This is a genomic window from Streptococcus sp. UMB1203, assembly GCF_030217725.1.
Classification (GTDB): domain Bacteria; phylum Bacillota; class Bacilli; order Lactobacillales; family Streptococcaceae; genus Streptococcus.
Map to the genome: position 1 here is coordinate 1 of NZ_JASOOK010000005.1, position 15937 is coordinate 15937.

The 15937-nt window shown below is 42.2% G+C and carries 12 protein-coding genes; 4 read left to right on the forward strand and 8 right to left on the reverse strand.

What is annotated here, in order from left to right; genetic code table 11:
• Positions 1 to 112 precede the first annotated feature (112 nt).
• The 8 genes from QP439_RS02145 to argR form a co-directional block, all read right to left on the reverse strand.
• Positions 113 to 547 (reverse strand): cytidine deaminase family protein, encoded by a 435-nt coding sequence (locus tag QP439_RS02145; protein ID WP_247947625.1) that lies wholly within the window; start codon positions 545 to 547, stop codon positions 113 to 115.
• 13 nt (positions 548 to 560) lie between these two features.
• Positions 561 to 2021: a glutamate--tRNA ligase gene (gene gltX, locus QP439_RS02150; RefSeq protein WP_000031049.1), complete on the reverse strand. Its 1461-nt coding sequence runs from the start codon at positions 2019 to 2021 to the stop codon at positions 561 to 563.
• Between the two features lie 127 nt (positions 2022 to 2148).
• Entirely contained in the window at positions 2149 to 3498 is a 1350-nt protein-coding gene (locus QP439_RS02155; RefSeq protein ID WP_000018269.1) for a glucose-6-phosphate isomerase, read from the reverse strand.
• Between the two features lie 170 nt (positions 3499 to 3668).
• Positions 3669 to 4358 (reverse strand): gamma-glutamyl-gamma-aminobutyrate hydrolase family protein, encoded by a 690-nt coding sequence (locus QP439_RS02160; RefSeq protein ID WP_001138351.1) that lies wholly within the window; start codon positions 4356 to 4358, stop codon positions 3669 to 3671.
• A 138-nt stretch (positions 4359 to 4496) separates the two neighbouring features.
• The gene (gene patB / locus QP439_RS02165) at positions 4497 to 6263 is read right to left on the reverse strand and encodes a multidrug efflux ABC transporter subunit PatB (RefSeq protein ID WP_285387409.1); all 1767 of its coding nucleotides are present in this window, start codon (positions 6261 to 6263) and stop codon (positions 4497 to 4499) included.
• Position 6264: 1 nt separating this feature from the next.
• A complete protein-coding gene (patA, locus tag QP439_RS02170; protein WP_173283542.1) occupies positions 6265 to 7971 on the reverse strand; it encodes a multidrug efflux ABC transporter subunit PatA in 1707 nt (568 codons plus the stop codon).
• Positions 7972 to 8117: 146 nt separating this feature from the next.
• Positions 8118 to 10652: a DNA mismatch repair protein MutS gene (gene mutS, locus QP439_RS02175; protein ID WP_285387410.1), complete on the reverse strand. Its 2535-nt coding sequence runs from the start codon at positions 10650 to 10652 to the stop codon at positions 8118 to 8120.
• A 50-nt stretch (positions 10653 to 10702) separates the two neighbouring features.
• Entirely contained in the window at positions 10703 to 11149 is a 447-nt protein-coding gene (gene argR / locus QP439_RS02180; RefSeq protein ID WP_001231476.1) for an arginine repressor, read from the reverse strand.
• Positions 11150 to 11284: 135 nt separating this feature from the next.
• Between argR and argS the strand changes: the two genes are divergently transcribed.
• The 4 genes from argS to galU all read left to right on the forward strand — a co-directional run bounded on the left by argS (position 11285) and on the right by galU (position 15654).
• Complete coding sequence (gene argS / locus QP439_RS02185) at positions 11285 to 12976, forward strand: arginine--tRNA ligase (RefSeq protein ID WP_049502279.1); 1692 nt, start codon at positions 11285 to 11287, stop codon at positions 12974 to 12976.
• A gap of 327 nt (positions 12977 to 13303) precedes the next feature.
• Entirely contained in the window at positions 13304 to 13549 is a 246-nt protein-coding gene (locus QP439_RS02190) for a hypothetical protein (RefSeq protein ID WP_000084859.1), read from the forward strand.
• Positions 13550 to 13716: 167 nt separating this feature from the next.
• A complete protein-coding gene (locus QP439_RS02195) occupies positions 13717 to 14733 on the forward strand; it encodes an NAD(P)H-dependent glycerol-3-phosphate dehydrogenase (RefSeq protein ID WP_285387412.1) in 1017 nt (338 codons plus the stop codon).
• 21 nt (positions 14734 to 14754) lie between these two features.
• Entirely contained in the window at positions 14755 to 15654 is a 900-nt protein-coding gene (galU, locus tag QP439_RS02200) for a UTP--glucose-1-phosphate uridylyltransferase GalU (RefSeq protein WP_000202214.1), read from the forward strand.
• Positions 15655 to 15937 lie beyond the last annotated feature (283 nt).

Consider the following 15937-nt stretch of genomic DNA (forward strand, 5'->3'; position numbering starts at 1 on the left):
TTTCCACTGGTTTTTACGATTTTTATCAGACTAACTTCCACTTGGATTAACGGTGGAAGTTAGTTTGGGAATTTAGCATTAAGTAAAAAGAGCCAGAATTATACTGACTCTTCTATTGATTATTAAACTTAGAAGCACGTTCTTCTCCCCACCAATATGGGATTAGTTCTGCGATTTTCACCGTCTTTCTTGTATCGTAGTCCATCATGAATTCTGCGTCCTTATTTTCAGCGTTCAACTCTAAGAGGAACTCTCTGCAAGCGCCACAAGGCATACCCGAACTTCCACCATAAGGTGGTTGCTCTCGAAAGGCTAAGACTTTTTTAACCTTAGTTTGTCCCGAAAATTGGTACATATTGAAGAGTGCTGCCCGCTCTGCGCAGAGATGGAAAACACCACAGGTTCCCTCCATACAGAATCCTGTAAATATTTGTCCATCTTCTGCTTCTACTGCGGCAACGACATGATTCGCATAAACAAAATCAGATACTTCATGTGGATTATACAATTTCTGTGCTTCTTCGTACATCTTTTCCCAGATATCCATTGTTGCATCCTTCTTATTTAGAGATTTCTTTTAGCATGTTTTCGATATGCTGGATTGATTTTTCACGGCCTAACAAGAAGATAGTATCTGGCAATTCTGGTCCATGCATTTCACCTGAAACTGCGATGCGAATTGGCATGAAGAGATTTTTCCCTTTGATACCTGTTTCTTTTTGAACAGCTTTGATTTGTGGGAAGATATTCTCTGTTACAAATTCATCATCTGTCATCGCTTCAAGTTTTGCTTTGAAGGCTTCAAGAACTGTTGGGACTGTTTCTCCCGCCATGACTTCGCGCTCTGCTTCTGTCAATTCTGGAAAATCTGAGAAGAAGAGATCTGTCAATGGGATAATCTCATCTACTGATTTCATTTGTGGTTTATAGAGCTCAACTAATTTTTCAGCCTTGTCAGTTAAACGGCCTGCTTCCTCTAAGAATGGTTTTGCCATTTCAAAGATAGTTTCTAGGTCTGCATTCTTGATATAATCATTGCTCATCCAGTCGAGTTTTTTCTGGTCAAAGGCTGCTGGAGACTTGCTCAGGCGGTTTTCATCGAAAAGTTTAATGAGTTCTTCACGAGAGAAGATTTCATCTTCGCCACCTGGGTTCCAACCAAGAAGAGCAATAAAGTTAAAGACTGCTTCTGGTAAATAACCTTTTTTACGGTAGTCTTCGATAAACTGAAGGGTGTTGGTGTCACGTTTAGACAATTTTTTCCCAGTTTCAGAGTTGATAATCAAGGTCATATGACCGAACTCTGGAGCTTCCCAACCAAGTGCTTCATAGACCATAAGCTGTTTTGGTGTATTAGCAATGTGGTCATCTCCACGGATTACGTGAGAAATTTGCATATCATGGTCATCGATGACAACGGCAAAGTTGTAAGTTGGGTAACCGTCTTTCTTTTGGATAACCCAGTCACCACCAATATTGCCACCTTCAAATTCGATATCACCTTTAACCATATCATGCCACTTGTAGATACCTGACTCATTGACCGCCAAACGAACTGTTGGAATGATACCAGCTGCTTCACGTTCTGCGATGTAAGCTGCTTTTTCTTCTTCACTCATACCAAGGTATTCGTTAATGTAGCGAGGTGTTTCACCAGCTGCTTCTTGGCGTTCGCGTTCAGTTGCCAACTCTTCTTCTGTAACGTAAGATTTGTAGGCTTTTCCTTCAACTAGCAATTGATCGATGAATTTTTGATACAAGTCCAAACGCTCAGACTGGCGGTAATTTTCATGTGTTTCTGGGCTTTCATCCCAATCCATACCTAACCAACGAAGGTTTTCAAGTTGTGAACGTTCACCATCTTCGACATGGCGTTTACGGTCAGTATCTTCGATACGGATAATAAAAGTTCCACCATGATGACGTGCGTAAAGGTAGTTGAACAATGCTGTACGGGCATTCCCGATGTGTAGTAGTCCTGTTGGACTTGGTGCGTAACGTACGCGGATATCTTTTGACATAGTTTCTCCTATAAAGTCTCTAGGCGTCTGCCTTTTTGCTCTCTATATTATATCACAAGTCTTGGCTGAGTCCAATTTCTGTGGATAAAGAGAGTAAAAAGAGTGGACAAACCACTCTTTTCTTCTATTATAGACGTGCGTTAAGTTCTTTGCTCAATTCTTCAAATCCTGGTTTTCCAAGAAGGGCAAACATGTTACGTTTGTAAGCTTCAACACCTGGTTGGTCAAATGGGTTGATAGCATTCAAGTAACCTGAAAGAGCGATAGCCAATTCGAAGAAGTAGATTGTATAACCAAGAGTGAAAGCGTCTTGCTCTGGAAGAGTCACGTACATGTTTGGTACATCACCGTCTGTGTGGGCAAGAAGAACACCATCAGTCGCTTTTTTGTTTACAAAGTCAACGTCTTTTCCTTGAAGGTAACCAAGTCCATCAAGGTCTTCTTCCAAAGTAGGAATAATCACGTTTTTACGAGGTTTGTCAACACGAACAACTGTTTCAAACATGATACGAGTTCCTTCTTGGATAAATTGACCAAGTGAGTGCAAGTCAGTTGAGAAGTTGGCTGAAGTTGGGTAGATACCTTTTTGGTCTTTTCCTTCTGATTCACCAGCCAATTGTTTCCACCATTCTGAGAAGTATTGAAGTGATGGCTCGTAGTTTACCAAGATCTCAGTTGCATAGCCTTTACGGTAAAGGATGTTACGAACTGCTGCGTATTGGTAAGCTTCGTTTTCAGAGATTTTATCTGAAGTGTAGTCTTTGCGAGCTGCGTTCGCACCTTCCATAAGGGCTTTAATGTCAGCTCCTGATGCTGCGATTGGAAGCAAACCAACGGCTGTCAATACTGAGAAGCGTCCACCGATATCATCTGGAACAACAAATGTTTCCCAACCGTTAGCGTCTGCTTCAACCTTAACAGCACCTTTTTGGCGGTCAGTTGTTGCATAGATACGTTTGTTTGCTTCTTCTTGACCGTATTTCTTAACCAAGAGTTCTTTGAAGACACGGAAAGCAATAGCTGGTTCAGTTGTTGTACCTGATTTAGAAATCACGTTTACTGAGAAGTCTTTATCAGCTACGTACTCTACCAAGTCAGCAAGGTAAGTAGATGAGATTGAGTTTCCTGCGTAAAGGATTTGTGGAGCTTTGCGTTCTTCTTTTGTTTGCAAGTTAGCAAAGTGGTGGTTCAAGAAGTCGATTGCTGCTTTGGCACCAAGGTAAGATCCTCCGATACCGATAACAACCAAAACATCGCTGTCTGACTTGATTTGCTCAGCAGCTTTCAAGATGCGGTCAAACTCTTCGCGGTCGTAGTTTTCAGGAAGGTCCAACCATCCCAAGAAGTCGCTACCAGCACCAGTTCCTTTACGAATCAATTCATCTGCTGCTGTTACTTGTGATTGCATGTATTCCACTTCATGTGGTGCAACAAATTTGTCTAAAACTTTTGAATAATCAAATTTAATATGTGACATGTTATTCCTCCAATATTTCTTCTTTTCTATCATAACGCTTACCTTCGTTTTTTTCAAGTTTTTTTGTCGAATTTCTCCAATTTTTATCAGAATTCAAACGTTTGCGTAAAAATGCCGCATTCCAAAAATTTTGAAAAAATAAAAGAAAGAACGACCAGATGCCCCAGTCGTTACAGTTCATTCAATAAATACTCAAATAGTTCTAAATTGCCATCTTCTTCATTAACCAGAAACTCTGGATGCCACTGCAAACCGATAATGCGGTGCTCATCGATAGACTCAATCGCTTCGATGGTCTGGTCTCTTGGATCAATAGCAGTTACACGGAAGTTGGGTGCCAAATCTTTAATACTTTGACGATGGACGGAGTTGACCTGACTTTCTTTTCCAAATAGCTTAGCCACCACGCTTCCTTCTACTGTCTCAATAGAGTGAGATGTTCCGAAAGGCAGTCCTTGCCAGTGACCTTCGATTTCTTGATTGAGGGTTCCGCCAAAGGCAACATTGACAAGTTGAACACCACGGCAGATTGCCATAATTGGTTTATTCTGACGGAGCGCTTCTTTCAAAAGCGCCAATTCAAATTCATCACGCACTAGATTGTAATCGTCGCTCTCGATGGTCTTTTTCTCTCCGTAAAATTGAGGATGGACATTTTGCCCACCTGTCAAGATGAGCTTGTCAATCATTTCTACATAATCGCGCACGACTGACTCGTCACCAACAGGAATGACTAAAGGGAGACCGCCGACTTGACGAATGCTCTCTGCGAATCTACAAGATACAGATGAATGAATGTTTTTTCCTTCCGCGTCTACGGGACATAGATTTGCAGCAACTCCTACAACCGTTCTAGGCATGATGTCTCTCCTTTCGAATATTAACGATAGTCCTATCATATCACTCAAAATGACTTTCGTCTAATATGTTTTTTTTAAGGCTGTGATAAATATTTTTTATGGACAAGAAAAAGCTGCCCACATAGGACAACTTCTTTCTTATTCAAAAACAAATTGATTGTGATAGAGTTCTGAATAGAAGCCACCTAGTTTCAAAAGTTCATGGTGATTACCGCGTTCAATGACTTCTCCATCTTTAAGGACAATAATCTGATCTGCATTGAGGATAGTCTTCAAACGGTGGGCAATGACGAAACTGGTTCTGCCTGCTACAACCGCCTCCATGGCATGCTGAATCTTGCTTTCTGTCACCGTATCTACGTTTGAAGTGGCTTCATCGAGAATGAGAACTTCTGGATCTGTCATCAGGGTTCGAGCTATAGAAATCAATTGTTTTTGTCCAGTTGAGAAGATACTCTGGTCATCATCTATAAGGGTATCATACTTATCAGGTAAGCTTTCGATATAGTCGTGAATATGGGTTGCCTTGGCTGCTGCCTCAACCATTTCTTGACTAGCATCTGGCACACCAAAACGGATATTGTCTCGAATCGTTCCGCTAAACAAGACCGAATCTTGCAAGACAATTCCCACCTTGCTTCTGAGACTATCTAAATCATAGTCACGGATGTCTTTACCGTCAAAATAAATCCCACCAGCATTAACATCATAAAAGCGATTGATGAGGTTCATAATAGTCGTTTTCCCTGACCCAGTCGGACCAACAACCGCTGTCATCTGGCCTTTAGGAGCAGAAATGCTGACATCTTTCAAAATGGGTTTATCAGGCAAGTATGAAAAATCAATATGACTAATTTCAACACCTTCTTGCAACTGAGTGAAGGTCGGAGCATTTTTAGGTCGAATTTCTTCCTCTGCATCAAACATTTCCTGAATCCGTTCAGCACCTGTAAAGGCTAACTGAAGGCTTCCCCAACTTGCCGCAACTTGAATAATAGGCTGGTAGTACTGCTGTGAAAATTGGGCAAACATAACAATCAAACCTAGGGCTGTACTTGTTTCAATAGACTTATCATTCAAAAGTACAGCTGAACCAGCAAAGATGACGATGGCTGTGTTGACCAGACTCATCCCATTCATGACAGGGAAAAGAATTCCTGAGAACATTCTTCCTTTAAAGGTTGCCTTGCGCACGCGCTCATTTTGTTCAAGAAATCCTGCCATCATATCCTCTTGAATACCTTGCACAATCACGGCTTTTTGACCTGAGATACTTTCATCCATATAGGCATTGAGCTTCCCTACCTCTTTCTGCTGGAGGTTGGTATATTTCCGTGCCATTTTCACGATAAAAATCAGCATGAGAAAGGCCACTGGTGTACTGGCAATAGTGATGAGGGCCAGCGTCACATTTCTCGAAAACATGACAAGAATCAGACCAATGTATAAAACAATATTGCTCATGACCTGAATCAAGCTTTCATTAAAGGCTTGGAGGATATTATCCAAATCACTAGTAAAACGAGACAGAATATCGCCATCTTGTCGGCGGTCAAAGAAAGAAACCGTCAAACGAGCAAGCTTACCAAAGAGACCTTTGCGCATCTCGTTGGTCGATTCTGCAATCACGCGCGTCATGAGACACATGTATATCACACTAGAGATAAATAGAACCAAAACCAGCAGACCAAGATTGACCATGATTCCTGATAAACTTTGCCATACAAGTTCTGGATTGCCATTTTGATAAGCTTGAACTAAATTAGCTAGCTGCGTCACTGCTTGTCCAGAAAAGACCGGGAAGAGGGCTTGGGCAAGAGTTGCCAGAACAATCGTCAGGATGACAACTACAAATGATAGCTTATAGACTTTAAAATAATTCCAAAAAAATTGAACTGTCTTCATTTTACTCCTCCTTTCCTTTCTGTGTTTCGTAGATTTCACGGTAAACGGCATTGTTGGCAACCAAGTCTGCATGCGTACCTTGACCAATCAATCGTCCTTGATCTAGAACCAAGATCTTGTCTGCATGAACTACCGAGCTAATCTTTTGCGCAATGATAATGGTTGTTGTTCCCTTCAAGTCCTTATTCAAGGCTTCTTGCACTAGGCGCTCTGACTTGGCATCCAAGGCCGAGGTAGAATCGTCAAAAATCAGAATACGTGGATTGCTGACAATCCCACGCGCAATCGACATTCTTTGCTTTTGCCCACCTGAGAAATTAGTCCCCCGTTCCTCAACTGGACTTTCAAAGGTTTTCTCCATACGATGAATGAATTCGCTGGCTTGGGCAATATTGGCTGCGCGCTCCATTTCAAATAGAGTGGCATCTCCCTTACCCTGTCTCAAGTTATCTGCAATCGTTCCACTGAAAAGAATAGCACGTTGGAGAACGATTGAGACAGCTTTACGCAGGGTCCCTTCACTCACTTCTCGAATATCCTTGCCTCCAATTTTGATGGCCCCTTCCTGTGGGTCAAAGAGACGTGGAATCAGTTGAGCCAAGGTTGATTTTCCTGCACCAGTCGCTCCAACTACACCAACCATCTGACCAGGTTCAATAGTAAAGCTCACATCTTTCAGCATCGGTTCCTTATCCATTGGATAGGTAAAGGTCACATTTTCAAAGCTAAGACTTCCAACCAACTCTTCATCTGGGACATCCTTGAAGGTCATGGCTGGCTCTGCATCCAGAATTTCTCGAATACGACGCATGGAAATCATAGCACGACTGACAGAATTTCCCAAAAATCCAACCATAACAATGGTAAAGATAATCTGGCTTAGGTAATTGACAAAGGAAGCAATGGAGCCAACAACTGACGGATCCGACTGAACCATACCTGCAACTAGCCAAATAGAGAGGAATACTGCCCCATAACCGACCAACATCATGAAAGGTTCCACTACTGAAAAAGCATAACCGATGTAAAGATTTTGACCGAGAAGCTCGTCTGAAACCTCCGTAAACTTAGCAAACTGCTCTTTTTCTTGGACAAAAGACTTGACCACGCGAACGCCACGCAGATTTTCCTTGGCAATGGCATTGATGCGTTCAAGCAGGGTTTGAAACTTGGCAAAACGAGGTCCCATCATCCCCATCATGACAGCAGTCAAGCCAAAAATCAAGACTACCATGAGAACAATTACCCACCACAGAGAAGGTAGGGTTTGAACCGCCAAGATAAACGAACCTATGAACAAGAGGGGAAGTCTGAAAAGAATTTGGAAGGTCATCATGACGACGTTCTGAATCTGGTTGATATCATTTGTCATTCGAACGACTAGATTTCCCGCATTAAATTGTTCAATATTAGCATAAGAAAAGGTTTGGATTTTACGGAAGGCATCCTCCCGAAGGTCAGATGAAACTCCTTGGGCAATATAGGCTGCAAGGACAACATTGAGCCCACCAGCAACCAGACCGACCAAGGCCACACCAATCAACCAAGCCCCGATGCTATAAATAGCTTCATATTTTCCAGCAAGGAGGGCGTCTAAGACTTCCTGCAAATAACGCGGTTGCAGAAGTGAACTAGCAACCATCAAGCCTGTCATCAGGAGCGAAGCCAAGGCCTGCCACTTGTAGGTTTTTATTTTCTGAATCAGCATACTTTCTCCTTAAAAAATAGACAAAAGGGAGCGACAATGCGTCAGCTCCTTTTCATTCTGTTTGTGTGATGTTATTCTAGCAAAAAAGTGGGAACTTGTCAAAGAAGTCTCCTTGATATAGCTAGATTAACTAGTGAGTCTTGGCTTTATAGTTTCTGTTTTAACTCGACCAAGACATTCATAGCCTGCATAGGTGTCATATTGTAAACATCTAGTTTAGCTAATTCTGCTAGGATAGGATGGTCTGCTGGCGCATCAAAGAGTGAAATTTGTTCAGTGACAGCACTTGTTTGCCTCATTGGAGCAGGACTTTCTGTACCCTGGCTCTCTAGTTGCGTCAAAATCTTATCCGCCCTTGCTAGGAGGTCTGCTGGTAAGCCAGCAATCTTGGCCACATGGATACCGTAGGATTTGTCAGCTGGGCCTGGTTCAATCTTATGAAGGAAGGTGACCTGCCCATCCTGCTCCAAGGTTGCCACGTGGACATTGACCAAGTGTTGTAAACTAGACTCCAGACTAGTCAACTCATGGTAGTGGGTCGCAAAGAGGGTCTTGGCTCCGATATGCTCATGGATGTATTCGATGATGGACTGAGCAAGAGCCATCCCGTCATAAGTTGCAGTTCCCCGTCCTAACTCATCAAAGAGAATGAGAGAGTTCTTGGTCGCATGTGAAATGGCATTGTTGGCCTCCATCATCTCCACCATAAAAGTTGACTGACCCGAAACCAAGTCATCTGCTGCTCCGATACGGGTAAAAATCGCATCAAAAATCGGTAAATGGGCGCTTTCTGCTGGCACATAAGACCCCATCTGGGCCATAACCGACGTCATGGCTAACTGACGCATATAGGTTGACTTTCCGCTCATGTTGGGCCCTGTAATCAGTTGAATACTGGTATCTTCTGCCATCTGAATCGTATTTGGAATATAGGTCTGAGCCCCCATAACCTTTTCAACGACAGCATGGCGCCCTTTCTGGATATCAATTCGCGAATCCTCTCCGAACTCTGGCCGAATCAAATGCTGGGTTTCAGCCACAACCGCCAGACTCTGTAAGACATCAACTGTCGCAATTCCTTGAGCTAGAGCCTGCAAACGCTGGATATACTTACTGACTTCCTCACGGATGCGCATAAAGATTTCGTACTCTAGGTTAGCTGACTTTTCACGCGCCTCCAGCATATCTCCTTCGATACGGGCCAATTCTTCGGTTCCAAAACGTTCTGAGTTTTTCAGCGTCGCCTTGCGGAAAAAGTGAGCTGGCACATTTCCCAGTTGTGAATTGGTCACATGGAAATAGTAGCCATCCTTTTTATTGTAGTCAATCTTGAGCGTACTGATACCAGAATTTTCTCGCTCCTTGGCCTCAATCTCAGCAATCCAGCTAGTCCCTTCTCTGAGAACGCGACGGTACTTGTCTAAAGTCTCATCAAATCCTGTGCGGATAATACCACCTTCCGTAATCACATGAGGAGCTTCAGGAGCAATCGCTGCGCTAATCAAGCTCTCCAACTCAGGGATTCCATCCAGTTGTTCGATGAGATAAGCTAGAGCAGGTTGCTCCATCCCTTCTAAAATCGCACGAATCCTTGGCACACTAGACAAGGTGGTCGCCAACTGCAAGAGATCCTTGGGATTTGTTTTGCCAAAAGAAACCCGACTAGCCAAGCGTTCGATATCATAAACACCCTTGAGACTGTCTGTCAAGTCACTGCGCTCAAAGAAATGGTCGAGAAAGACCTGCACCACTTCCTGACGTTGGATGATTCGCTCCTTATCAATCAAGGGGCGATGAATCCAAGAACGCAAGAGCCGCATACCCATAGCTGTTTTGGTTTCATCCAAAAGCCAGAAAAGACTGCCTTGCTTCTTGCCTGAACGGGCATTCTCAACCAAATCCAGACTAGCCTTGGTCGCATAATCCATCTGCAAGAAATCCTTGATTTCATAGCGGATAACAGGTTTGAGGTGGTTCAATTCCCTCATCTGGGTTCGATGGACATACTGGAGCAACTTACTAGATGCCGCTTGCTCCACAGCTGCTAATCGTGAATCCAGTAAATGAAGGTCTTCAAAGCCTTCTTTTTCATAGGAAAGTACCAGATTCATCTGACGACTAAGGATTTGTTCCTCTTCCTCAGACAAGTCATAGCCCAGCACCACTTCTCGCGCCTTGAGATTACGGATTTCCCCACAAACCAGCGTGAAATCCAAAAGACCTGTCACATAAAAGTCACCCGTCACCAGGTCCATATAAGCTAGGCCAAATTGATTGTCAGCACGGTCTATGGCAACCAAGAAGTTGTTCTGACTATCCGGCTTACTGCTATCGACCACTGTCCCTGGCGTAATGACCTGAACAACCTCTCGTTCCACAACCCCAACTGCCTGTTTAGGATCTTCCATCTGTTCAGCAATGGCTACCTTATAGCCCTGCTCAATCAAGACATCGATGTACTGTTGGGCAGAATGATAGGGGACACCCGCCATAGGAATCGGATTGTCCGCATTCTTGTTGCGACTCGTTAAGGAAATTTCCAGAATCTGCGCAGCATTGACCGCATCCTCATAAAATAATTCATAAAAATCACCCATCCGAAAGAGCAAAAAAGCATCTGGATATTGCTTTTTAATATCCACATACTGTTGCATGCCAGGTGATAGCTTTTCTGTCGCCATTTTCCGTCTCTCCTTGTCAAAAATAAGTCTTGAGAGCAACTCCCAAGACCTTACTTATCTTTCATCAAATCTAGCAAACGATCTTCCATGAGTTTGGCAACGTGCTGGTCTCGACAAATGACCAATAAGGTATTGGCACCAGCAACTGTTCCTAAAATCCATTCATCCTTGTTTGCATCTACAATATTTGCCAAAACAGAGGCTTCTCCCAATTTGGTATGAAGTACCAAGGTAAACTCTGCTCTTGCAACGCCTTCTAAATGATGAGACAAAAATTCCACCAAATCAATCTTTTCTGTCTCATTTGCTAGTACATAATACACCATATCATTTTTCTTGACCTTGGTCAAGCCGATTTCGCGCAAATCACGAGACAAGGTTGTCTGCGTCACAAAAACATTGTGCGCCTCCAACCGATCTTGAATTTCTTTTTGTGTACTTAATTTCTCCTCAGTAATCATTTTTTTTATTAACTGATGACGATCTCTTTTTCTCATAAAATCCTCTTATATGCATATTTATAACTAATTTTATAACTATATTATACCAAAAAAATAGGAGATTTCAAAAATTTTTTCTTCTTTCTTTAAAATTGTGATAAAATAGTAGAAAAGTCCAAAAAGGAGCTCTTAATGAATACAAAAGAATTGATTGCTAGCGAATTGGCTAGCGTCATTGATAGCCTGGACCAAGAGGCTATTTTAAATTTACTGGAAACCCCTAAAAACTCAGAAATGGGAGACATTGCTTTCCCTGCTTTTTCTCTTGCAAAAGTCGAACGTAAAGCACCTCAAATGATTGCGGCTGAACTGGCTGAAAAAATTAACAGCCAAGCCTTTGAAAAAGTTGTTGCAACAGGACCTTACGTCAACTTTTTCCTTGATAAATCTGCCATTTCTGCTCAAGTATTGCAAGCTGTTATCACTGAAAAAGGGCACTATGCTGACCAACATATTGGTAAACAAGAAAATGTTGTTATCGATATGTCTAGTCCCAATATCGCTAAACCATTTTCTATCGGTCACCTGCGCTCAACTGTTATCGGAGATAGCTTGTCACATATTTTCCAAAAAATCGGTTATCAAACGGTCAAGGTCAACCATTTGGGAGACTGGGGTAAACAGTTTGGGATGCTGATTGTTGCCTACAAAAAATGGGGCGACGAAGAAGCTGTAAAAGCTCATCCAATTGATGAACTTCTTAAACTCTACGTTCGTATCAATGCTGAAGCTGAAAATGACCCTAGCTTGGATGAAGAAGCGCGCGAATGGTTCCGTAAACTGGAAAATGGAGACGAGGAAGCTCTCGCACTTTGGCAATGGTTCCGTGATGAAAGTTTAGTGGAATTTAACCGCCTTTACAATGAACTGAAGGTTGAATTTGACAGCTACAACGGAGAGGCTTTCTACAACGATAAGATGGATGCAGTTGTAGACATTCTTTCTGAAAAAGGTCTTCTTGTTGAATCAGAAGGTGCCCAAGTTGTCAATCTTGAGAAATATGGAATTGAACATCCAGCCCTCATCAAGAAATCTGATGGTGCAACTCTCTACATCACACGTGACTTGGCTGCAGCCCTTTACCGTAAAAACGAATACCAATTTGCTAAATCTATCTACGTTGTTGGTCAAGAACAATCTGCCCACTTTAAACAGCTCAAAGCTGTCTTGAAAGAAATGGGCTACGACTGGAGTGAAGACATTACTCATGTTCCTTTTGGTTTGGTTACAAAAGAAGGGAAGAAACTCTCTACTCGTAAAGGGAATGTCATCTTGCTAGAGTCTACTGTTGCAGAGGCTGTTAGCCGTGCCAAGGCCCAAATCGAGGCTAAAAATCCTGGACTTGAAAACAAAGACCAGGTAGCGCATGCTGTTGGGGTTGGAGCCATTAAATTCTATGACCTCAAGACCGACCGTACAAATGGATACGACTTCGACCTAGAAGCTATGGTATCCTTCGAGGGTGAAACTGGTCCTTATGTACAATATGCCTACGCTCGTATCCAATCGATCTTACGTAAAGCAGACTTCAAACCAGAAACAGCTGGCAACTATAGCTTGAATGATGCTGAAAGCTGGGAAATCATCAAACTCATCCAAGACTTCCCACGTATTATCAACCGTGCGGCGGATAACTTTGAACCTTCTATCATTGCTAAATTTGCAATTAGCCTGGCTCAAGCCTTTAACAAATACTATGCACATACGCGCATCTTGGATGAAAGCCCAGAACGCGACAGCCGTCTAGCCCTCAGCTACGCAACCGCAGTCGTTCTAAAAGAAGCCCTTCGCTTGCTTGGAGTAGAAGCGCCAGAGAAGATGTAAATCGCCAAAGTTACTTGATTGCAGAGCAATCTAAGTAACTAACGCCAAATCCTATTCGGACTTTGGCTAGGCGCTTCACTAGTAAAGAAACATAAATATTATCGATTTATGTTTCTTTACGTCGTAACCAGAGACACTTGCCTAAACGCCTCACTAAATTGGTCAACCAAATCTATTAATTGGCTTAGTGGCTGGTGGCAATCTTCAAGTCACTAGAATGCAAGGCAATCTAAGCAACGAATGTCAAACCCTATCAGGGATTTGGTTAGGCGCTTCACTAATTCAATCTACTCACTACTACTTCTTTATCATACAGGGAGATATTCTATGAGCCAATATGCTTATATCCTCGTTGTAATTAGCTTGGTGTTCCTTTTTCTGCTCAATAAGTACGAGAAGGAGAGACTGCAAAGGCTCTACCAAGAACAACTTTTAAAGGATGAAACATTTAGGGCTGATATCAAAGAGAAAATTCACACGACTGAAAATATCAATGATGTCATTGCTTACATCAATAAAACTTATCATCTGGGAATGTTGCTATCAAAAGACATTACAGATCAATTGAAATAAACCGAGCTATTCTTTAAAGAATATCAAAACCGAGACTAAGAGTTTAATACTTAGGCTCGGTTTTTGTATATTTTTCAAGTAATAAAGTAACTACTCCCCAGCAATGCAAGTGCAAAATCCCCTAGAATGTGATAAAATAAAAAGAGAACTCTATCAAGGAGGAAAACATGGAAAAACAAACCGTCGCCGTCTTGGGGCCTGGTTCTTGGGGAACTGCCCTTTCACAAGTCTTAAATGACAATGGACACGAGGTACGTATTTGGGGAAATCTGCCCGAGCAAATCAATGAAATTAATACACACCATACTAATAAACAATACTTTAAAGATGTCGTTCTAGATGAAAATATCATTGCCTACACCGACTTATCAGAGGCACTGAGAGATGTAGATGCGATTTTGTTTGTTGTCCCAACAAAAGTGACACGACTTGTTGCCCAACAAGTTGCAAAAACCTTAGACCATAGGGCTATCATCATGCACGCATCAAAGGGATTAGAGCCTGATAGCCATAAACGATTATCAACCATCCTTGAAGAAGAAATTCCTGAACATCTCCGCAGTGATATTGTCGTTGTTTCAGGACCTAGTCATGCGGAAGAAACCATTGTACGTGACCTGACTTTAATCACTGCTGCTTCTAAAGATTTACAAACAGCTCAATATGTTCAGGAACTCTTTAGTAATCACTACTTTCGACTTTATACCAATACGGATGTTATCGGAGTTGAAACTGCTGGTGCTCTTAAAAATATTATTGCTGTCGGTGCTGGAGCTTTACATGGTTTGGGATTTGGTGACAATGCCAAGGCAGCCATCATCGCTCGAGGCTTGGCAGAAATTACCCGCCTAGGAGTAGCACTTGGGGCCAGTCCATTGACCTATAGTGGCTTATCCGGTGTAGGAGACTTGATCGTAACGGGAACCTCCATCCACTCTCGTAACTGGAGAGCCGGAGATGCTCTTGGTCGTGGAGAATCTCTAGCTGATATCGAAGCCAATATGGGCATGGTGATTGAAGGAATCTCAACAACTCGAGCAGCCTATGAACTAGCGCAAGAACTTGGAGTCTATATGCCAATTACACAAGCCATTTACCAAGTTATTTACCACGGAACCAATATTAAAGATGCCATTTACGACATCATGAACAATGAATTTAAAGCAGAAAATGAGTGGTCTTAACCCTCTAGAGAAAGGATTCTTATGACATCAAAAGTTAGAAAGGCAGTCATCCCTGCCGCTGGACTTGGAACTCGATTTTTACCAGCAACCAAAGCACTTGCTAAAGAGATGTTGCCAATTGTGGACAAACCAACTATCCAATTTATCGTAGAAGAAGCTCTTAAATCAGGTATTGAAGATATTCTGGTTGTCACTGGTAAATCAAAACGTTCTATTGAAGACCACTTTGACTCAAACTTTGAGCTTGAGTACAACCTCAAAGAAAAAGGCAAACATGACTTGTTAAAATTGGTAGACGAAACAACTGGCATTCGCCTTCACTTTATCCGTCAAAGCCATCCTCGTGGGCTTGGAGATGCTGTCTTACAAGCCAAAGCTTTTGTAGGGAATGAGCCCTTCGTTGTCATGCTTGGTGACGACCTAATGGATATCACAGATGACCATGCTGTCCCTTTGACAAAACAATTGATGAACGATTACGAGACAACTCACGCATCAACAATTGCTGTTATGCCTGTCCCTCATGAAGAAGTTTCAGCATATGGAGTTATCGCTCCTCAGGGTGAAGGGATTAATGGTCTCTACAGTGTCGAAACTTTTGTTGAAAAACCAGCTCCAGAGGAGGCTCCAAGTGATCTAGCTATTATCGGTCGTTATCTGCTCACACCAGAAATTTTTGAGATCCTCGAAAATCAAGCTCCTGGCGCTGGAAATGAAATCCAGCTTACCGATGCTATTGATACACTTAATAAAACACAACGTGTTTTCGCCCGTGAATTTACAGGAGCTCGTTACGACGTCGGGGATAAGTTTGGCTTTATGAAAACATCTATTGACTACGCCCTCAAGCACCCACAAGTCAAAGATGACTTGAAAGATTACCTCATCCAACTGGGAAAAGAATTGGCTGAGAAAGAATAACAAAATCATTTATATAAAGAAGAACTAGGATGCTTAATTATCCTAGTTCTTCTTTTATATATCAAGATTAGCCACACATAAATTAAGGAAGTTCTCTACTTGAATCTACCTATTTCATAAAAACTAATGAAAACGCTATACTTGTATTTGTTTTTTCATTAAAATAAGAGTAGAATAAATTAGTATAGTAAAACAAAAAAGCACCGAGTCGGTGCGCACTTTTTCAAGTTGTGTACGGACAAAGCCTTATTTTAACTTTGCTGTGTTGTTTCGAATAGTTCCA